The sequence below is a fragment of the Chlamydia sp. 12-01 genome (genome assembly GCF_042234205.1).
Classification (GTDB): domain Bacteria; phylum Chlamydiota; class Chlamydiia; order Chlamydiales; family Chlamydiaceae; genus Chlamydia.
This window is the reverse complement of record NZ_CP114174.1, coordinates 346,497-365,871: the sequence shown is the minus strand read 5'-3', so window position 1 is coordinate 365,871 and position 19,375 is coordinate 346,497. Positions and strand designations below refer to the sequence as shown.

The following is a 19,375-nucleotide window of genomic DNA, read 5'->3' as shown; positions in this document are numbered from 1 at the left end:
CTCTTTATTTTACGAAGAGAAGGAGAATTGTTCAAATTAATGACGGCAGTTACAGCCACATGAAGAGGGTTTAGAATCTGAAACAGGAGGCGGAGTTGTTGAGCAAGTATCCTTCTCGTCTAAGAAAGTATCTAAAAAGTCATACAAAGCATCACACACTTCTCTAGAAGCCTGTAGCACCTTATTGCAATCACTATTTAGTAACGTTTCTATCAACTCTCTTTCCTCACGAGCGTGTCTTACATCAACATCTTGATGTACTGTGAAGTACTCATAATCTTCAGGAGCAGTAAAACCGAAATACTGTTTTAATCCAGAGATTTTAGTCTCTGCAACTGTAGGGATTTGGCTTTCATAGGTGTATAAAGCAGAAACACCAGCAGATAATGAATCTCCTGTACACCAGCGTAAGAATGTATCAACTTTCTTTTGTGCTGCCGCACTAGGAACATGACTTTCTAGTTCCTCTTCAGTCACACCTAAAGCATAGGCAAAATTTTTCCATAGATCTATATGATTAGGATAACCTGTTTCTTCATCCATAAGATTATCAAGAAGCAATTTACGTGCTTCTAAATTATCACAACGGCTATGAACTGCTGAGAGATAACGCGGAAAAGCTTTGATGTGGAGATAATAATCCTTGGCGTATGCCTTTAACTGCTCTTTCGTTAATTCTCCCTTAGACCACTTCATATAGAAGGTATGATCTAACATGTGTTTTTCTTTGATGTTTTTATCTAGTAAATCTAAACAGGGTTTCATTAACGCCTCCCAAAAGTTAAAAATGTATAGATTCCCAAGCTACAGAACGGAGTATAGGACCGTATAAATCTTCAGTTTCATCAATATCCAGTAATGATAAATCAGACTGCAGCGTAGGGGAAGAGTGAAAAGTTATTTTAGGTGCATCTTCTATAAGCGCTAAGGGTGTGTGTTCATCCCCCTCTCCCATACAAAGTACAGCAGAGACCGCTAAGGCATCTAAAAGATTAATTTGCGTCATGCGTAGGGGCCGGCCAAAACAATCAGGTTTTCCTACATAACTATATAGAGGAGAAAACCCATACCAACATAATCCTAACCCTAAAACACCCCGACGCATAGGTGTTGTGTGACTATCTACAATAATCACTCCGAGATTCTCTAAATGATAAAGATCCTTTAACCAGGCTCCTAAAGCGTTTGTGGACGCTAATAAATCCCGAGGATATAAAACATAATAATCTTGAGCATTAGATTCATCTATTCCTGCGGAAGGAATCAAAATCCCATGTTTCTTAGTCAGATATAAATCATGAAGACCAGAGTAAATATAAGCATCTGATTCCTGCTTAATCAGTGCTTCTTTTGTTGTTGTTTTAGTATCAACAACAGCCCCTTCACAAAGACTTAAAACCTTTGAAGATAAAGCGATTATAGAATTCTCAGACAAAGGAGGAAGAGATTCTTCTAAAATTTCATAGAGATCATCATAAACATGGACTCTACGCGTGACAATTGGTGAGACTTTCATAATAACAAAACGTTAAATCTTCTTTTTCATCTAAAATTGTCTTTTTCCAACCCTCCAATAGAGGTAAGGGGAAAAAAGCATCTCCGTCATAACACTTATGAATGTGGGTTACGAAACATTCGTGCAACATGTGATTTTCTAAAAACAAAGAAAATAGCTCCCCACCACCGAGAAGGAAGATCGGAGAAGGAAGTTCTAAATTACGAAATTCCTCTAACGAAGATACCCAAATAATATTCTCAGAATTTTTATAAAGATCCCTAGAAAACACTATTACCTTACGGTTTTTTATATACTTACCAGGAAGACCATCTAAAGTTTTCCTGCCCATGATTAGGGGCGTGTTTTCGATAGTTTTTGAAAAAAACTTTATATCTTCAGGATAGTTCCAGGGTAGTTTTCCTTGATTTCCAATCACTCCATTAGGATCACAAGCAACTATACCAAGTATTTTATACATAAACTCCAGACCACGCTGCTGCAGATAACACTCTTTGGTTAGCTTCCACATCATGAACTCGCAGATAGTTCACTCCTTGCTGCTGTAGCAAAACTGATAGGCTGACGGTTTCCCAATCACGATCTTTGGCATCATATTTGCCTAAAAGAGAAAAACAAGATTTCCTTGAATGGCCTACTAACGTAGCACAGCCCAGCTTTCGGAATTTTTCCATTCTATGTAATACATTTAATGCTTGTATCTGAGTCGTTCCGAAACCGATACCTGGATCAAAAATAATTTGATCTTGATGTAATCCCAAAGCAACAAAAGCTTCTATTTGCTTTTCTCCCCAGCCCAATAACTGATCAGAAGCACACGAAGTAAACGCTAGTGTTTTATCAGCACGAGGAGGAAGAGAGCATGAGTGATTAATAACTAATAATAAATTCGCATCTCTAGCGATCTCTGCCATCTCCTTAGAACCGCCCGAAACGTCGTTAATCCATCGAATAGGATAAATCTCTAAAGCTCTTCTGACAATTTCGGGATAAAATGTATCTAATGAGACATCAGGATATTGCTTACGTCCAATCCATTTTTCAGCAAGTAGCTTTAATATAGGTTCTAAACGTGCCCATTCTTGTTCTACATCAAGCAGCTGCTTCACCTTGGGATTAGTCGCCTGTCCTCCGAAATCTATAACAGAGGCTCCCTGAGCAAATAATTTTTCAGCATGAGCAACTGCTTTAGAAGCTTCAAGATACAGTCCTCCATCCGAAATGGAGTTGTCGGTGACATTGACTATTCCCATTAATAAAGTGCTAGGAGAAAAACTATTCAGAATCATCTCCTGAGGACATGGAAGAAGATGAGCTATTTCTCCAAACGTTTTTAAATAGTACTCAGAAGCTGGTTGATGAAATTTTCTAGTAGGACAAAGTGAAGCAACAAGAGAAAGTAAAAAGGGCCTTTCTAGGATTCTCTCATGAGGTATACTAATATCTTCCTGTTGGTAATTTTCATCTCCATATAAAAGGATATCAATATCCAAAATTCTCGGAGACCAGGGTAACGCATCAGAATCTCTACCAAGCTTACGCTCGATGTGTTTTATTTCTGATAACAACTGTTTCGGAGATAGTGTTGTTTTTCCAATAAGTACGGAATTAAAAAAAGGTAAATCCCATTCTTCTGGGGAATCAGGAAATAACAAAGCCTTTGTTTCTAAAATTATAGAGCTTTGCAAATCCTCTATATCTAATTCTTTTAAAAGAGAAAATGCCCTGCGAAAATTTTCAAATCGATTCCCTAGATTAGATCCTAGAGATAAACAAATGAATTGAGCTGTTGTCATAGCAAGATTTCCCTACTTATTTTAAAGCAAATGGGCTTCAACAAGTTAGGAACAGGAGGTCGTTCTTTACGTACTTCTAAATCTATTTTAGAAACCTTGTTCTTTAACTTTGATTCTAAAGCATCCATTAATAGCTTAGACAAGTGTTCGACTAAAGCACAAGGTTTACTAGACGCAACCTCTTCTATTAGAGAAGTTATCTCAACATAACAGCATGCATCACCAAGATCATCTGAAGTACAAACAGAGGGCTCTTCAAAAAAAGAAAGAACTATAGAAACTAGGATGGGCTGCTTAAAATGACGCTCTTCAGGAGAACATCCAAGACGCACCCATACACGAAAATCTGGAATAATTAATTGATATGATTCTGCGGTAACACCTAAAGGTTATGAAATGTACTAGTTATTTACCCTTGATATTTTTTGCTTTACCTGAGCCCGTTTTCTCTTCTTCTAGAAGATCAAGGAAGGCGCGCAGCTGTTTTGAACGAATCGGGTGACGCATTTTCCTTAAAGCTTTAGCTTCAATCTGACGAATACGTTCTCGAGTCACGTTAAATGCTGAACCCACTTCTTCCAATGTCTTAGGTTTTCCATCTAAAAGACCAAAACGATGAATCAACACAAATCGCTCGCGATCTGTAAGAGTTTTTAAAACCTCTTTCATTTTGTCTTTAAGCATTGAATAGCCTGTAGCTTCTGCAGGAGATTCTACGCCAGTATCTTCTAAGAAGTCTCCGAAAGAACTTTCGCCTCCTTCACCTACTTCTGCCTGTAAAGAAATTGGATGCTGAGCAATTTTATAAATCTCTCGCACCCGATCGGGGGTCAATCCTAATTCCTCGGCTAATTCTTCTGGAGTAGGTTCTTTACCTGTTTCCATCATTAATTTCTTAGCACCACGAAGAACTTTATTTATAGTTTCAATCATGTGCACAGGAATACGAATAGTTCGCGCTTGATCTGCTATAGCGCGAGTAACAGCTTGACGGATCCACCAAGTGGCATAAGTAGAAAATTTATATCCTCTGCGGTATTCAAATTTCTCTACAGCCTTCATCAAGCCCATATTACCCTCCTGAATCAAATCTAAGAAGGATAAGCCGCGGTTGGTATATTTTTTAGCTATGGAAATCACTAAACGCAGATTAGACTCTACCATTTCTTTTTTAGCTTCCTGGCTTTTATCCATCCAACGCTGCAACATACGCACGTCTTTTTTGAACTCATCCAGTGTTCTTCCTGCAGCGACTTCACGCTTATGTAATCTACGTTTAGCAGCATCTAATTTTGCTGCTGCGAATTTGTTTCTTTCTGCTCGAACCTTTAAATCATTGATCTGTTGTTCCAATTGTAAGAAAGAATCATACGCTTTAAAAACAACCTCACCGAAATCTTCAGTGACATTGTGACGACAATGGAAACAACGCAAGTAAGCTTGCGTACGAATACGACATTTTTCTAAATTGTCATTTAACTTTGCAATTTCTTGCTTTGATAAATCATTTTGCTTCAACGCTAAAAGAAGAGATTCCAGATATACATCCTCTTCCTTAAGTAAAGTAATTAACTTAGGAAGCAATTTGATAAAATGTGCTTTATCCTCTACTTCTTTTTCCGAAATAATTTTATCAAAACGCTCTTTCCCATTGATCAAATATTGAGCAATAGAAATAGCTTCTTTTGAAGAATAGCGAAAACGCAAAATAATACGTTCGATTTGAACTTGAGCCTTTTCTATCCTCTTAGAAATCTCAACTTCTTCCTCCCTGGTTAAAAGAGGAACCGTTCCCATTTCTTTCAAATACATACGTACAGGGTCATCTGGAGTGCCCTCTGTACGTTTAGCCAAACCCTCAAGCTCTTTGGCTTCTTTTTTTCTTTCTTTTTGTCTTTCTACATCTGCTTGGTTCAGGACTTGGATATCCATTCCTGTAAGGAAGATCAGCACCTGATCAATCTGTTCAGGCGTGTCGAAAGACATAGGAAGGATCTCGTTGATCTCCTCGTAAGTGATAAAGCCCTGATCTTTAGCAAGAGAAACTAGTTCTTCTAGCTTTTTTTGAGCTTCTTCTTCATGAGCCGCTTCCGTAGCCTGGCCATTTTGTGTATTCATGAGCATTTAATTATTGGGTTGCAACAAAATAATAGGGCCCTAGCCTTTGGGTAATAGTTTAGCCAAAGAAAGATAGGAAATCTAGGGATTTTTAATAAGCATGATCGATGATAGGTCTATCCACGAAGAGCATCCATACGTACCGGATAAAGAACTCCCAAAATATGATTATGTAGTGGGCCTTTATTTAAAATAGTTAAGCAGTAGTAAAAAGGAATTTGACCATGATTTTTTGTTTTGATTATTATTTTTCCAGATCGTTCTTGTCGATCATGTAAACGAAGATCTATTTCCCATTGGGGTAAACCGGAAATAATAACATCTCCATCCGCGTTTAAGAAATCTTCCACTCCATATCCAGTCCAAGTTTTAAATAAAGAGTTTGCAAAAACTGCCCTTTGTGATTGTGGAGCATATACAAAAAGCATTCCGAGATTTTCTTCTCTAAGATTATCAAATAATTGACGACATTCCAAGGAATAGTTGTGCACAGAAGATTCAGATCTTATATAACGAGAGGCTGTCAAAGAGGATGCTGCCTCCGCATTTTCCACTTTAAAAGCTATTTTTTTTAATTCTGAAAATAATTGTTTAGGCAATTCCTGAGAATTAGCTGCAGCTTGTTTAGGCAAACTTTCTACAAAATTAGACTCGAGCTGTAACAAGTTGCGAATTTCACACATTAAATCTTGCACTTTTGACTCAAGCTTTCCAATATACACTTGCCTCACATCTAACATATTATGCTGCTCCGCAAAAGTCGCTTGGTACTCTTCATTAAGGACTTGCTGATAAGCTAAAGCATCGGCAAGTTCACGATTTAGCTGTTGGCTTTCTTCTTCCTTTTCTCGACATTCTTGAGATAGCGCATCTAATTGCAGCTGTAAACACTGATTCTCTTCTCTTAAACGAGCTACTAAACCCTCTAACTTTTGAGTATCAGATTTAGTTCTCATAAATACATCACGAACCTGAAGTAATTGATTGAGAAGCTTCTGATTTTGAGATCTTAACTGTTGGCTTTCATGTTGGCGCTCCTCAACCGACTCATAAATCTTTCTTAAACCCTCATCTTTCTCAACAATTTTACGAATCTTAGTTTGCAATAATTGACTAGCAGCCGTTTTTAACTGTTTTTCTCTAAGTCCGATGGAAAAAAACCACCCCAAAGAAGAAACAATTAAAAAAATAAAATAACTATATTTCTTCTGAGAAGTTGAGAGAAAGGGTAAACAAATGAGGGGAAAGAGAAACGCGGCTACGGGGAATAGGTAGTTGTAATATCGAGAAATGGGGTGAAAAAATTTTTTCACAAACGACATAAAAATTCAAATCCCTGCGTCATGAATTCGTAAAAATATATTTTTACCATCAAAGCCTTTTTAGAAAAAACCACATGATTAGTTCTATTTTTTTATGTTCGCATAAAAGTTTATTTATCTCTCCCATAAAATACCGACTATTTCCCTCTGTTTTTATTCCTTTTTATTGTTCTTTATTTTACAATCCTGACCTTACTGCAAGACAGTATATTACAATTGTTAAGTCTTATCTTGAAGGATAAGACCCAAGTTCACTCTTTTGCATTAAAAAAGTCTTAGTTTTGGAGTAATAATGGCACCAAAAAAAACAACTAAGAAGGGCGGCCCAAAAAAGCGACCTTCTGCAGAAAAGCGTATTTTAACTGCGCAAAAACGCACTTTGATCAATCAAAGTTTTAAGTCAAAAGTAAAAACTATGATGAAAAAATTTGAAACAGCTTTAAAAGCTGGTGATCAAGCAACTATCACTTCTGGATTACAGTTAGTCTACAGTGTTACTGATAAAGCTGTAAAAAGAGGTATTTTTAAACACAATAAAGCAGCTCGAATCAAATCACGCGCTACTTTAAGAGCTAATGCAAAAATATAATTTTAATCGTTTGTAGGTAATTATGACCGCCCCCTCCTGTACTAAATTTTGTTCTTTTCTATCATCATCTAGTCTTTTTTCAAGTCCTGTTTTGAAGACATGTGGTAACAAGGTACGGAAGGAGGCAGGAAGACTTCATGATAGCATAAATCTCTTAGGAGATATGATTGGAGTTGTTGGTTCTTCTACAATGATCGCTAAAACCTCGATAGGATTAGGTGCTTCAGGCGCTCTAACAAAACTTTCTTCTTTAGAGGACGCCTGTGGAATAGCTTCGGGAATAAATAATTGTGCGGACACTCTCGCATTGTTTTCTCAACTTGTAACAGGCGCCATGTTCTACGAAGTTGATTCCTCCAGCGGAAACTTCGCGATCAAAACAACAACCAGACACAAGGGAAATGGAGAATATGAGATTATCATCGGGCGTACGCTAAGATCTCCCCTTTCTATTGCAAGTAAAATTACTCGCCTAGCTTCGAAAGCAACAGGCTCGGTTTGCTTCATGGGCGGTGATTTAAAACTTATGGCTCTGGGTAAACATGCGAAAGGTTTAGGAGGAGTTGCTACAAGCTTGTCAGCAATTAGTTCAGCTTGCGGTGCTGCTGATGATATGGTAAATATCGTTGGTGCTATACGCTCAGTAAACAGTGAATCCTCAGCTGAAGATTTTGCAGAGCGTCGTCAAACATTAAGAGAAAAATTCTTCTCCTTACTTTGCAATATAGTCGATTTGCTTGGAGATATCATGAGTTTACTATTTTCTTTTGCTCCTGCTTTACTAGGACCTCATTCTCTACTTATTATCGGTATTTTCTGGTTGATGTCTTCAGTACTCAATTTTGTTCAGGATTTTATTGGTTAATAAAAATCTTTTTCAAAAGAATCGTTTATTCTACCCCATAAGTATACTTGTGGGGTTTTTTTATAATCTTATTCAATGTTTCACCATCTGCCCATACAGATACACCGTGTTTAGCTCGTGTGATTGCTGTATAGAGAATAGACACATCAAAAATTTCACATCCTTTGGGAATGATAACAATCACGTCATCGTATTCACTCCCCTGACTCTTATGCACCGACATAGCATAGTTATAGGTGTAATAAGAAAACTCCCTAGAATCTATAGAGCGACAATGTGGAAAAAATAACTTCTGTGTTTTTGGACAGAGAAATCCCGTATCTCCGTTAAACAATCCCCAAGCTTCATAACGCTCTGTAATCATAATGGGAATGGGTAAATGAGGATGTGTTTTTTGCATTTCATTAAAGATTAGCTCATTGAGGCGTAAATATCCCCATGGGCCATGACGCATAGGTGTTAAAATACATAATTGCGTTTGAGATGAGGGTGTTTTTATAAACGCCTCTTTAATCATAGAAATTGCGGGATATATAGGAGGTAATGGCGTAAAAGGAATCGTTTGTTTTTCTAAAATCGCTTTAGAAAAACTTTGTACTCGATCTGTTTTTGCTCTATGAGAAACCTGAAGATGCAAAGCTCTTTCAGGAAAACGCATTATCAAATCCTGAAGTGGATTACCAGCACCTACTCCGATAGGAGGGAGTTGATTTTCATCTCCTAATATAATTAAATTATCTGCGATAATTTTTCCGCCCTTATTTTCTCCCGATAATGTATTTACTAGACTGTGCAAAAGGTTAAACGTCACCATAGAACCTTCATCAACAAGTAATAGATCTACGGAACTACACTGATTATAGACATGCTCTTGTAAAAACCTATGTATTGTTTGGATCGTAACGCTGTCCTCAGAAATATTATGTTTAGAGAGTATATGGCGGATATGCGAAGTTGCTTTCCCCGTAGGAGAAACTATAGCAATACGAATTCCAGGATACCGTCTAATTAAAGTGAGTATCATCTGTATAGCTAGAAACGTTTTCCCTGTTCCAGGGCCGCCACAAATCAAAGAAAAACAACTATTAATAGCTTTTTGAAAAACAGTATTTTGTTCTGAGGATAGATTAGGGAGGAGCTCTGTAGTTACATTATACCGTGGAGAGGCTTGTGATAATAAAGAAAGCTTATTGAAAAGCTTTTCCCGAACCAAATACAAAGAACGCAGATAAATTTTATTATCTTCTATAACAAATAAAGATGAACAAATGTCCTCTGGAAGATCTTTAAAATATTCATAAAATAGTTTTTCAGAAATTCCTGATAAAGAGGGAAATAGTCTATTTTTTTCTATACTGAGAAAAGGATAACCACAACGCCAAAGAGCGGAAGAAAGAGCAAGAAATGCAAAAGATTTTTTTGAATCTTGAGAAATATATTTCTTAGCAAAAGCCAAGTCTAAAGGTAAAACAAGTTGTTGTTGAACTACATCGTGAAGAATGTGTGAAACATCTAGGCTTAATGGAAGCATAAACTTTATGCGTTTTACCCTCTTTTATAACTAGCTCCGAGATCTTTGGGTAGATGTTTTTGACATAATGCTAGCGCTTTCTGAACCTTGGAATCGTATACACGTTCATTTAAAGGTAGAGAGTATAGACAATCCCAAGCTTCTAAATAACACTTATTTTCTAAAAGACATAATCCTAACAAACGATAAGTTAAAGGTGATGGAGCAATCTTAGTAAGCCACAAACTATAAAAGTAACACTTACTGTATTCCCCTTGAGTATATAAAAATTCAGCATCTGCTAAAAAGTTTGCTATTTCTTCTTCGCATATCGTTATGGGAGTTAAACCAACGTCTGTTATAAAATTTTCTAATTTCAACAAACGCGTAATAGCATGTCCTGATAACATTTGTTTGTACGCTTGCTTGATAAATAGGAAAACGATGTTTTCACTTTCTATATCATAGTTTGTGAATTGTAGAATGAGATGCAGTAGATTCAGAGCTTTATCATCACAAGTTCCCTGATTCCACAGTTGCTTAGCTCCCTTCATCAAATAATGAACAAGCTGCTGTCTATCTATATCGTAAGACTGTATCGCCTCCCAAAGATTAAGATACTTCCTCAAATTAGTATAGTTAGAATCATCGTGAGAAATAATATCTTGAAGAGCATCGGGAGAGATGATCAACTTTTCACTCACCCACAAATCCGAATCTAAAGTTTTTAACAATGAAAGAGTTTGTTGTGCTTTGGTAGTTTGTACTTGTCGTACTTTTTCAGATAAAATCACACCAAAAGCATCTATAAGCCGTTTCTTAAGAGGCCCTATTTCAAAAAAAACTATAGAATTGCAGAGATTTGTAATTTGTTCTGGAGATGAGAAAAATTTATCCACTAAAGGTTGAATTACTAAGTCATAGTTAGGATTAAAATAAAAACGTTCCCAGTTCTTAATTATCTGCATCAAAGGAGCTCGACGCTCTTCAGAAACAATAAAAAGATGCTCTACAAGCATCGAAAATAGTTCTTCTTGAGGAATGAATTTTTCATAAGATCTTTGATCTATAGCATGAACTTTCTTCTTATAGAAAAGAATCATTTCATAATAATCTGGATAGATCTTACAAGAATTTGATTGTTTCAGTTCTAAAAAATAACTCCTGCTTAACATTAAAACAGCATAATCATAAGCTTCAGAATCCCAATCACATTCTCTCTTTAACAACTTCTGAATAATATAATTAAGAATAGTTCTTCCTTCAGAAAACTCGCCTAATTCTATCAAGCAGTGTGCTTCTATATTCTCTAGAAAGAAACCAGAAAACAACTGTTGTATATTTAAATCTAATAAAGAAGATTCAGAATCCTTTAACTGATTTTTCCATACAGATAAAGCTTGTAAAGCTCTGTCAAAATGTTCTTGTTTATAATTTAAAAGAAACTCAAACAAAGGAATATAGATAGATTTTACAAATTGCTTGCGCAAAGTACCGATTAAAACCTCCATCTGGTCTATATCCTCAGAGAAAAAGGCGTTAAGAATACGTCCGCCTATCACTTCTTCTTTAAACAAAAACTGCGTATTCTCCACTTCATCGTAAATCTTAGAAAAAATTTTCTCAGACTGATTCATATTTTTCTGTTTTTGCAGAATAAATCCTTGGAAACAGAGAAGGCATTGTCGTTGTTGGCTCGGGAGTAAGCGGTGTAAAAAAGACTCTACTTGCTCTTTTTGACCGTCAACCCACAACGCTGCAGCTTTTGCACTTTCAGATGATGTTACAGAAGGGTTGCGCGAGGAACATATAAAATATAATCCCCCTCCCATAGAGAAGCATGAGAGAAAAAATAAGCAAAACACTATATAGCGAACCATTAGAGCCTCTATTGGCTTTGTTTAAAACCGTCTGTTTTAATTAATTTTTTAACTTGTTAAAGTTAAATTATATATATTGAGTTGTCTTTATGCAAAATTATTTTTAATCAGAAAAAAATTAAAAAACTGTAAAGGATCTTTGAAAAATAAAAGATTTTGTATTAGTTACTCAAATAATATAGCCTACCTTGTTTGCTCATGCTTACGGATAAAATTATATTATTTGTTACAGAAGACAGTAGTATATCTTTGCAACTAAAAGAGTTTGCTCAGAATATAGAGTATAGAATTGTCATCTCTTCTGCACTTACAGATACATCAGAAGCTGATTTGATTTTCTGTGAATACTTACTTCTCCCTGAAGTTATGTTTTCTAATAAGATTCCGTCTGGCATAGATTTAGTTGTATTATTTGATATATTTGAAGAAGAAGCTATCGTAAAAATCCTGAATAACGGCGCGAGTGGTTATTTACTTCGTCCTATAACAGTTAAAGTTATAGATGCTGTTATTCGAGCTTTCTTACGTAATCATCATCATTTCGAACATGCCATTCCTGAATCCATTTCTTTTGGTGATCGAATTTTTCATCTTTTAAGCCTTTCTATAGATTCCCCTCAAGGAACCGTACATTTAACTCCTTCAGAAGCAGGAATATTAAAAAGACTGCTTATGAATCGTGGTCAATTGTGTTTAAGAAAACATTTGCTAGAAGAAATAAAGGGAAATACCAAAGAAATTATAGCTAGAAATGTTGACGTTCATATTGCTTCATTAAGAAAGAAACTAGGGCCCTATGGCTCAAAAATCTCTACAATCCGCGGTGTTGGTTATTTATTTTCAGAAAATGATAACCTAACTCATCCCTCAGGAAACGAACCAATACCTACCCATCCTTAAAATAGCTCTTGATTACTCCTTGTCACTAAATCGTCATAACTAGACAATATCCTAAAAAGCTATGACCTGCCATGATATTTGCATCTGTTTTATTTTCTCCTGAAGATTTCCCTTTTCCAGAACTCATTACAGAAGCGTATTATACTTGGGATATTTTAGCATTAATAGATAAAAAATTATCCTCACACACGTTCTCGGGGATTCACGGTATTGTAGAATCCGGAGCTTTTTTAAAAAATATAGAAAGCATAGAAATTGCAGAGGGTGCTTACGTAGAGTCTGGGGCCTATATTGTTGGTCCTTGCATCATTGGTCCTCAAACAGAAATACGCCATGGCGCCTATCTACGAGGTGGTGTAATTACTGGAACCGGATGTGTGATCGGACACTGCACAGAAGTAAAGAATGCCTATTTTGGTCATTATGCTAAAGCAGGACATTTTGCTTATGTAGGAAATTCCGTTTTAAGCTCAGAAGTCAATCTTGGTGCCGGTGTACGTTGCGCGAACTTCCGTCTTGATGGAAAAAATATCTCCGTTACCTATGAAGAAGGTAAGATAGATACTCAATTAAGAAAAGTAGGAGCTTTTCTTGGTAAAAAAGTTTCTATAGGATGCAACACAGTTATTAATCCTGGGCACTGTATTTCTGCTCATACAACAATTTATCCCGGACAAGTAATCTAATTTAGGGGAAGTGTTATGGTCGTTATGGATGTATTCGAAACTTACCGAGTAGAGATAGAAAAAGGTATTGAGAACTCTTTGGAAGAATTTGGGTCTAAAGGATTATCTATACGTGCTCCTGTAGAATATTCTCTAACAAGTGGTGGAAAGCGTATTCGTCCTATGTTAGTGTGTATGATTGCTAAGGGTCTCGGTATGAACAGGGATGTTTTGGACTCCGCTTTAGCTATAGAATTCATTCATACATCTACGTTAATTGCTGATGATCTCCCTTGTATGGATGATGACGATGAGCGTCGTGGACGGCCTACAGTACATAAAGCTTTTGATGAAGCTTCCGCCTTATTAGCTTCTTATGCTTTGATTCCTGCTGCGTATTCTCGCATTCGTTTAAATGCAAAGAAGCTTAAATCTCAAGGTGTCGATCCTAAAGAAGTAGATATTGCTTACGACATTATCTCCGATGTTACTGATAAAAACTTTGGTGTTAATGGTGTTCTAGGAGGACAATATGAAGACATGTTCTTTAAAAATGACGGTCCTGAGTATGTCCAATCTATCATTAACAAGAAAACAGGTGCTCTTTTTGAAATAGCTTGTGTCTCTGGTTGGTTATTTGGTGGTGGTGATTCTTTATGTGTTCCTAAAATAATCGAATTTTCTCAAAATTTCGGTCTTCTATTTCAAATGAAGGATGATATTTTAGATATCCATCAAGATGGTCAAGATGTGGGATTAAATTATGCGTTGTTATTTGGGTTAGATGCTGCCAAAGAACTTCTAAACACTTCCATGGATAAGTGTATTAGCTTGCTCAATCATCTTAGACAATATGGTTTGAAAGACACTTTAGAATTAGAAATGCTTATAGAATATATGGGCATTCGAGATTATTAAAAAGAAATAGATGTATAAAAAATCTGGGTGAGAGGATTTGAACCTCCGCCCCCTTGCACCCCATGCAAGTGCGCTACCAGGCTGCGCTACACCCAGGAAAATTCAATCTTATAAACAGGTTATTCCTTCGAATTGGAATTCGCATTTTTTAAATTCTGCAACACCAATTTGAGCACATCTTTCAATAATAGTTTCTAAAGTATCTCCTGCAGATACGTCTGCTGATTCAATATCTACTGCTATAGAAGCTGTAAAAGATGCTCCCCCTTTCTCTCCCTTGACCTTGAAATTCACAAAAATTCCCTGCTTAGTTTTAGAAATATTTTTAAATCTAACTAAGTTATTATCGATAAGGTTTTTCATTTTATGACCTTCGTCTTGGAAAGTAATAAAAATACCAACCTCTATGGTTCCTGTAAACGCAAAGATTATATTTAAAAAATCATTAGGAAGATCTTTTTCGTGATTCTTGTTTTAACCTTCCCAAATCACACTCAGAATAATCTACAAATTTAAAAAATATTTCGTATGTCGGATCAAAATCAATTACCTCTTTGGCCATATCTATGGCAATTTTTCGGTAATTTTCATGTCCCTGAATTTGTGAACGTAGTTCACAAAGCCATTGTAAAGCTCTTCCGTTAATATGGAAGAACCAGCGTATATTGTAAGCTAATGGAACAACATATTGAGCTTCTTCTGGGAATTCTACAGAGATTTGGTTGTAAGCTTCTTCAGCTTTTTCCATAGCTTCTCTGAAATCTTTTTCCATAGGAGTATCTAATAATTGCTCAGGAATATGATATCCAAGATGTGTTGTGAGTAATTGACGTTCTTGAGTGAGTATTCTATGTCTTTGAAGATCTCTATAAGCTCCAAAATCAGCAGTAATATCAAATCCAAATTCCAAACACTCCAATCCCCTTGGAGATTTATGTCGGCGATTTTCTCTTGATGAAGATCCAGCTTCTAAAACTCTGGTAAGATCTTCTCTCGGCATAGACTTGCAGATATTAATAAGCTCTTCGTAAGTATGCTCCGAATAAGGAAAAAGAAATCCTGCAGCTACTTTATAAATTCCCTCAGGATCTCCATAAACTAAATGCACTCCTGTTTGTTTAGATGGTGAAGAACCTTCACTAAATTTCTCAGCTAAGCTTGTTAGTTGCTCTTTGAGAGTCTGTCGATAACCTAACATGGCTTGATGATGATGGTGATGAGATTCAGCACGACTTACAAAAGATGGAATAATCTTCATCAACTCTGTTAAAGAATTCTCACCAATTTGCCGTATTTCCGTAAGGTTGTGTCCTTGAATTTTGTGTAACAAAGTTTGCCAGAACCTTCCATTACCAAAGAATCCTAAATTCGTCAAAGTTGCTGCAGGAAGAAGACCACGTAAACAATCTAGAACTTTTGCTCTTAAAGAAATTGTGTAAGCAGATTGAGAAACTTCCGCTTCCTTTGGATAAATCTTTTCAAAATACGAACGCACTTTAGGAATCAAATCCGTATACGTATCGAATAAGGAATCACATGTGCCTAAAAATACATCTTTAAAGGCCGAGGTCATTAAAATAGGATCACGGTAGTATAAATACTCCCCTTTTACCTTTTGATCGAAATAAACGTACCTAGAAGACTTTTCTAAAGGAGATCCCCCGATGCGAGCATCTTCTAATATTTTTGCAGCAAGCATGGAAACGTTTTCTATAGCAAGGTGAGCACCACCCAATTCCCCTATGGAATCATCTCCAAAACCATCAAGAACTCGTCTATAAAAATCAGCAGCTTTGTGTATTCCGGATTCAAAATCCACACTAGAATCATCTAAGAAGTTTCCTCCCTCGCCTTCCAAGAACTCTTTTAACAGCAAAGAACGCAAACCCAATGTAGATCTAGAATACTTAGAAAATAGAGCTCCTTTAACCACTTCAGGGAGATTCTTCAAAGCAAAAATATTTGTTTCTAGGTTGGTAACAAAATGAGACAAACTTTTCTTTTGTTCTGAAGAAAACTCATCATCTCTGCTCAACATGAAAAACCTCAAAAATTAAAAAGACTGCCACATGGATTAGAAAAAAACAAAAACGTTTTTGCTTAAAAATCCTGTTGAAAAATGGTTGATCTTGTGTTCACAAACATGCAAAATCTCGATTTATTTACAAAGTGAACAATATTTTAACAAAGTTTTAAACAGGTTAACCACTAAATTTTCCCTCTATAAATCGAGTTTTAAACATTTTCCACACCCCCTAAAGAAGAAGAAGTAATATTTATATAAATACTCTATCTTTTTCTGAAGGTGTGGAAAGTGTTGAAGGATTGTAAAAATGAGCTCATTAGCATTACTTCGACGTCCGCGTAGGAATAGAAGAACTGTGGCTATCCGAGATTTGGTAGCTGAAACGTCTTTATTACCCCAAGATTTCATCTGTCCCTTTTTTGTTAAGGAGGGAAAAAATATTTGTGAGGAAATAGAAAGTCTTCCAGGTGTTTATAGGTGGAGTATAGATCTTCTTTTAAAAGAGATTGAAAGATTATGTTCTTTAGGATTAAGAGCAGTGATTCTTTTTCCTGTAATTTCTAATGATCTTAAGGATTCTTATGGATCATACTCTTCTAACCCTAAAAATATCCTTTGCAAGAGTATCTATGAGGTAAAAAAAGCTTTTCCAGATTTATGTTTAATAAGTGACATTGCTTTAGATCCTTATACCACCCACGGTCATGACGGTATTGTTGATCAGGGGGAAGTATTAAATGATGAAAGTGTTCGTATATTTGGAAATATAGCTACACTGCATGCCGAGATGGGTGCTGATGTTGTAGCTCCTAGTGATATGATGGATGGTAGAGTAGCACATATTCGCTCAAAGCTAGATCAATCAGGATGGAGCAATACTTTAATTCTTTCTTATAGCGTTAAGTATGCTTCAGCTCTCTATAATCCCTTTAGAGATGCTTTAGGATCACATTTACAATCTGGAGACAAACGAAATTATCAGATGAATCCGAAGAATGTTTTAGAAGCTTTATTAGAATGCTCTTTGGATGAACAGGAAGGCGCGGACATGCTGATGATAAAACCAGCAGGATTATATCTTGATGTTTTACATCGAGTAAGAAATTCTACAGCTTTGCCTTTAGCAGCATATCAAGTTAGTGGTGAATATGCTATGATATCAGCAGCAGTAAAGATGGGATGGTTGGACAAGGAAGCAATGTTTTATGAATCTTTAATAGCTATAAAACGTGCGGGAGCTGATATGATCATTTCTTATGCAACTCCATTAATTTTAGAGATGATATCTTCTTTGAAAATTTAGGTTCTTCGAAGAACTTTACTCTGAATCTTCGCTTTCTGGATTTAAGATACCTGTTTCTTTAGCGTAATGTTTTAGAGATTCTTTGATTATTGTTAACATCTCTGTTTTTGAAGGATCTATGAAGGTTGGAAGAGCAAAATCTTCAGGACAAACTTCTAAGAATCCCAACATACACGCTAATTCGAAATCTTTAGTAATTACAGCTTTAATTAAAGGTACTACAGGGATTTTCATAGGCATCACTTTATCATAAATCTCTGTATCTATGATAGGACGTGTTTCGCCATGGAGATTAGTATCTGGATCCATATAAGTGTGTTTTCTTTTTAAGAACCCAGAAAGGTAAGTTCTTGTACGTGTAGGTTTATTAATTCCTAATCTGAGAAAGTTAAAAGCTTGTCGTGTTTTTGGATTAGGGATTACGGAGATTGTAGAATCTCTCATGCCAAGACAGGGAAGACTTTCTTTATCACAAAGTCTTCCTGTTAGAGGATCCCCGGAGATTAAAGATACATCTGAGGAGATATCTTCTAGGGGAAGTAAACTTTGGAAATCCGCACCCTTGGTTGTTATAATGTAACGTCTTAAGGATGATTTTAAACCAGATCCAGCTAGAGCTACGACTTGTTCATTTAGAATTCTTCCTTTTAGGAATAGGTGTCCTATAGTTAGAACTTCTTGGAAGGATATGGTAAAGACAATATCTTTTTCGCTGGTAATAGGTGCTATGTAGTGAATATGTGTAGAGGGTGATCCTGAAGGAAAAGGACCAGTAATTTTATGCAAATGTGCTATAGATTTTAGGTCTTTTTCAGGAATTACTAGTCTATCAGTCGAAACAACATGGGGGCATAAGCCAAAAAGTTTAGCTACTGCGCGAACCCCAACATTAAAAACATAAAGCCCTTCCTCTCTAGAAGAAAAAACGGCGAGTTGTTTCTCTGTAGATGGTCTGAAAGGACGATTGTCTGCAAGATTTATGAAAACATCTCTAGGAGTTTGAGTGGGAAGAGCAGGGATATCAAAAGGACGTTGTTTAAAAAGAGCAAAAAGTCCTTCTTTATTAAAGACTTCTTGAAGCTCTTTCTGTGATAATTTGGATAAATCGTAAGAATATTCTGTTAGATTTTGTCCTGGAGTTTTTTTGATAACAACGTCTAAAAGAGAACGTTTTTCTCCTCTACGTATTTCCTTTACGGTTCCAGAAACTGGAGACGTAATAAAGACGCCGGGAAAGTTTTTGTATTCCGCAATAGGTGATCCCGATGAGATAACATCATCCTGTTCCACCTTAAGCTTTAAAGCTAAGGCGGAATATGGGCGCAGGTCTACAGAAACCAAAGTCGGGTCTATTCTTTTTAAAAACCCAGACTCTTTAGGAGACCCTTGCAAAGATAAATCTAAACCCCGAGTAATCTCAATTTTCATACTTTAGGGATTATAGGCGTTTTTATAAGGGAATCCAGTTTTTTTTCTTATTTTTTTTAGAGGATGTAGTTTTTGTTTTTTTCTTAGAATCTGGAGCTGCTATTTCTCCTCCTAAGTCCTTTGTAACTTCGTTAATTAGAGCTTCTGTCTCTTTTTTATATTCGTTGCACGAAGATCTAATGTTTTCTAAGGCTAACCATTCTTCTGGAGAAAAGTTATCGGGATTATTAGCAAATACTTCCATTTGTTCTTTAGTCATCCCAGTTTGTTGAAGGATTTCTTGAGAACGTTTATCCAATTCTTGGATTTTTTCTTGGGTTTTTTCCATCAAATATTCGTAATCTACTTCAGAGCTAGAAGATAAAGCAGAACCAAATGAAGGATCAAAATCTATATTATAAAGAGTTAGTATTTGTTTTATAGAATCTATTATTTTTTGCGCGGAACTACTATTCATTAATACACCGTGAATTTTAATTTATTATAAAACAAATATTATTATTTTGTGTTGTGATATTGCTCTTTTTTATAGTTAAGCG

General features: G+C 36.1%; 19 protein-coding genes and 1 tRNA gene. 6 read left to right on the top strand and 14 right to left on the bottom strand.

What is annotated here, in order from left to right:
• Positions 1-36 precede the first annotated feature (36 nt).
• From O1W69_RS01620 to O1W69_RS01590, 7 genes are all read right to left on the bottom strand, one after another.
• A complete protein-coding gene (locus tag O1W69_RS01620) occupies positions 37-765 on the bottom strand; it encodes a CADD family putative folate metabolism protein (RefSeq protein WP_375793780.1) in 729 nt (242 codons plus the stop codon).
• A 16-nt stretch (positions 766-781) separates the two neighbouring features.
• On the bottom strand, positions 782-1,516 hold the full coding sequence (locus tag O1W69_RS01615) for a putative folate metabolism gamma-glutamate ligase (protein ID WP_375793779.1): 735 nt from the start codon (positions 1,514-1,516) through the stop codon (positions 782-784).
• Positions 1,488-1,976 (bottom strand): dihydrofolate reductase, encoded by a 489-nt coding sequence (locus O1W69_RS01610; RefSeq protein WP_375793778.1) that lies wholly within the window; start codon positions 1,974-1,976, stop codon positions 1,488-1,490. The genes O1W69_RS01615 and O1W69_RS01610 overlap by 29 nt, the downstream gene beginning before the upstream one ends.
• Positions 1,969-3,312 (bottom strand): dihydropteroate synthase, encoded by a 1,344-nt coding sequence (gene folP, locus O1W69_RS01605; RefSeq protein ID WP_375793777.1) that lies wholly within the window; start codon positions 3,310-3,312, stop codon positions 1,969-1,971. Before folP ends, O1W69_RS01610 begins: the two co-directional genes overlap by 8 nt.
• Positions 3,309-3,644 carry a dihydroneopterin aldolase gene (gene folB / locus O1W69_RS01600; protein ID WP_375793776.1) on the bottom strand — a complete coding sequence of 112 codons (336 nt, stop codon included), beginning with the start codon at positions 3,642-3,644 and terminating at the stop codon, positions 3,309-3,311. The genes folP and folB overlap by 4 nt, the downstream gene beginning before the upstream one ends.
• 73 nt (positions 3,645-3,717) lie before the next feature.
• Complete coding sequence (locus tag O1W69_RS01595) at positions 3,718-5,436, bottom strand: RNA polymerase sigma factor (RefSeq protein WP_375793775.1); 1,719 nt, start codon at positions 5,434-5,436, stop codon at positions 3,718-3,720.
• A gap of 110 nt (positions 5,437-5,546) precedes the next feature.
• A complete protein-coding gene (locus O1W69_RS01590) occupies positions 5,547-6,752 on the bottom strand; it encodes a hypothetical protein (protein WP_375793774.1) in 1,206 nt (401 codons plus the stop codon).
• A gap of 292 nt (positions 6,753-7,044) precedes the next feature.
• Here O1W69_RS01590 and rpsT point away from each other — a divergent pair, with 292 nt between their 5' ends.
• Positions 7,045-7,341: a 30S ribosomal protein S20 gene (rpsT, locus tag O1W69_RS01585; RefSeq protein WP_375793773.1), complete on the top strand. Its 297-nt coding sequence runs from the start codon at positions 7,045-7,047 to the stop codon at positions 7,339-7,341.
• A gap of 190 nt (positions 7,342-7,531) precedes the next feature.
• Positions 7,532-8,206: a hypothetical protein gene (locus tag O1W69_RS01580; protein ID WP_375793984.1), complete on the top strand. Its 675-nt coding sequence runs from the start codon at positions 7,532-7,534 to the stop codon at positions 8,204-8,206.
• Positions 8,207-8,231: 25 nt separating this feature from the next.
• On the opposite strand, the gene recD is transcribed toward O1W69_RS01580, so the two are convergent.
• Complete coding sequence (gene recD, locus O1W69_RS01575; RefSeq protein ID WP_375793772.1) at positions 8,232-9,737, bottom strand: exodeoxyribonuclease V subunit alpha; 1,506 nt, start codon at positions 9,735-9,737, stop codon at positions 8,232-8,234.
• A gap of 14 nt (positions 9,738-9,751) precedes the next feature.
• A complete protein-coding gene (locus O1W69_RS01570) occupies positions 9,752-11,596 on the bottom strand; it encodes a DUF1347 family protein (protein ID WP_375793771.1) in 1,845 nt (614 codons plus the stop codon).
• Between the two features lie 198 nt (positions 11,597-11,794).
• Here O1W69_RS01570 and O1W69_RS01565 point away from each other — a divergent pair, with 198 nt between their 5' ends.
• From O1W69_RS01565 to O1W69_RS01555, 3 genes are all read left to right on the top strand, one after another.
• A complete protein-coding gene (locus O1W69_RS01565; protein ID WP_375793770.1) occupies positions 11,795-12,496 on the top strand; it encodes a winged helix-turn-helix domain-containing protein in 702 nt (233 codons plus the stop codon).
• A gap of 71 nt (positions 12,497-12,567) precedes the next feature.
• A complete protein-coding gene (locus tag O1W69_RS01560) occupies positions 12,568-13,182 on the top strand; it encodes an LpxA family transferase (protein ID WP_375793769.1) in 615 nt (204 codons plus the stop codon).
• A 15-nt stretch (positions 13,183-13,197) separates the two neighbouring features.
• Positions 13,198-14,079: a polyprenyl synthetase family protein gene (locus O1W69_RS01555; protein WP_375793768.1), complete on the top strand. Its 882-nt coding sequence runs from the start codon at positions 13,198-13,200 to the stop codon at positions 14,077-14,079.
• Between the two features lie 22 nt (positions 14,080-14,101).
• Here the strand turns inward: O1W69_RS01555 and O1W69_RS01550 are convergent.
• From O1W69_RS01550 to O1W69_RS01540, 3 genes are all read right to left on the bottom strand, one after another.
• Positions 14,102-14,175: transfer RNA gene (locus tag O1W69_RS01550), tRNA-Pro, on the bottom strand.
• A 12-nt stretch (positions 14,176-14,187) separates the two neighbouring features.
• Positions 14,188-14,442, bottom strand: coding sequence for a hypothetical protein (locus O1W69_RS01545; RefSeq protein ID WP_375793767.1), 255 nt, complete (start codon positions 14,440-14,442; stop codon positions 14,188-14,190).
• 82 nt (positions 14,443-14,524) lie between these two features.
• Positions 14,525-16,117: an FAD-dependent thymidylate synthase gene (locus tag O1W69_RS01540; protein WP_375793766.1), complete on the bottom strand. Its 1,593-nt coding sequence runs from the start codon at positions 16,115-16,117 to the stop codon at positions 14,525-14,527.
• Between the two features lie 295 nt (positions 16,118-16,412).
• Here O1W69_RS01540 and hemB point away from each other — a divergent pair, with 295 nt between their 5' ends.
• The gene (gene hemB, locus O1W69_RS01535; protein WP_375793765.1) at positions 16,413-17,408 is read left to right on the top strand and encodes a porphobilinogen synthase; all 996 of its coding nucleotides are present in this window, start codon (positions 16,413-16,415) and stop codon (positions 17,406-17,408) included.
• Between the two features lie 15 nt (positions 17,409-17,423).
• Here the strand turns inward: hemB and O1W69_RS01530 are convergent, their stop codons facing one another.
• Both O1W69_RS01530 and O1W69_RS01525 read right to left on the bottom strand, forming a co-directional pair.
• Positions 17,424-18,836: a Na(+)-translocating NADH-quinone reductase subunit A gene (locus O1W69_RS01530; RefSeq protein ID WP_375793764.1), complete on the bottom strand. Its 1,413-nt coding sequence runs from the start codon at positions 18,834-18,836 to the stop codon at positions 17,424-17,426.
• Positions 18,837-18,858: 22 nt separating this feature from the next.
• A complete protein-coding gene (locus O1W69_RS01525) occupies positions 18,859-19,293 on the bottom strand; it encodes a hypothetical protein (RefSeq protein WP_375793763.1) in 435 nt (144 codons plus the stop codon).
• Between the last annotated feature and the right edge of the window lie 82 nt (positions 19,294-19,375).

What these genes read in the sequence shown, in the direction of transcription:
- O1W69_RS01620 (WP_375793780.1), bottom strand. Translation starts at nt 765, where the DNA reads ATGAAACCCTGTTTAGATTTACTAGATAAAAACATCAAAGAAAAACAC.
- O1W69_RS01615 (WP_375793779.1), bottom strand. Translation starts at nt 1,516, where the DNA reads ATGAAAGTCTCACCAATTGTCACGCGTAGAGTCCATGTTTATGATGAT.
- O1W69_RS01610 (WP_375793778.1), bottom strand. Translation starts at nt 1,976, where the DNA reads ATGTATAAAATACTTGGTATAGTTGCTTGTGATCCTAATGGAGTGATT.
- folP (WP_375793777.1), bottom strand. Translation starts at nt 3,312, where the DNA reads ATGACAACAGCTCAATTCATTTGTTTATCTCTAGGATCTAATCTAGGG.
- O1W69_RS01595 (WP_375793775.1), bottom strand. Translation starts at nt 5,436, where the DNA reads ATGCTCATGAATACACAAAATGGCCAGGCTACGGAAGCGGCTCATGAA.
- O1W69_RS01590 (WP_375793774.1), bottom strand. Translation starts at nt 6,752, where the DNA reads ATGTCGTTTGTGAAAAAATTTTTTCACCCCATTTCTCGATATTACAAC.
- rpsT (WP_375793773.1), top strand. Translation starts at nt 7,045, where the DNA reads ATGGCACCAAAAAAAACAACTAAGAAGGGCGGCCCAAAAAAGCGACCT.
- O1W69_RS01580 (WP_375793984.1), top strand. Translation starts at nt 7,532, where the DNA reads ATGATCGCTAAAACCTCGATAGGATTAGGTGCTTCAGGCGCTCTAACA.
- recD (WP_375793772.1), bottom strand. Translation starts at nt 9,737, where the DNA reads ATGCTTCCATTAAGCCTAGATGTTTCACACATTCTTCACGATGTAGTT.
- O1W69_RS01570 (WP_375793771.1), bottom strand. Translation starts at nt 11,596, where the DNA reads ATGGTTCGCTATATAGTGTTTTGCTTATTTTTTCTCTCATGCTTCTCT.
- O1W69_RS01565 (WP_375793770.1), top strand. Translation starts at nt 11,795, where the DNA reads ATGCTTACGGATAAAATTATATTATTTGTTACAGAAGACAGTAGTATA.
- O1W69_RS01560 (WP_375793769.1), top strand. Translation starts at nt 12,568, where the DNA reads ATGATATTTGCATCTGTTTTATTTTCTCCTGAAGATTTCCCTTTTCCA.
- O1W69_RS01555 (WP_375793768.1), top strand. Translation starts at nt 13,198, where the DNA reads ATGGTCGTTATGGATGTATTCGAAACTTACCGAGTAGAGATAGAAAAA.
- O1W69_RS01545 (WP_375793767.1), bottom strand. Translation starts at nt 14,442, where the DNA reads ATGAAAAACCTTATCGATAATAACTTAGTTAGATTTAAAAATATTTCT.
- O1W69_RS01540 (WP_375793766.1), bottom strand. Translation starts at nt 16,117, where the DNA reads ATGTTGAGCAGAGATGATGAGTTTTCTTCAGAACAAAAGAAAAGTTTG.
- hemB (WP_375793765.1), top strand. Translation starts at nt 16,413, where the DNA reads ATGAGCTCATTAGCATTACTTCGACGTCCGCGTAGGAATAGAAGAACT.
- O1W69_RS01530 (WP_375793764.1), bottom strand. Translation starts at nt 18,836, where the DNA reads ATGAAAATTGAGATTACTCGGGGTTTAGATTTATCTTTGCAAGGGTCT.
- O1W69_RS01525 (WP_375793763.1), bottom strand. Translation starts at nt 19,293, where the DNA reads ATGAATAGTAGTTCCGCGCAAAAAATAATAGATTCTATAAAACAAATA.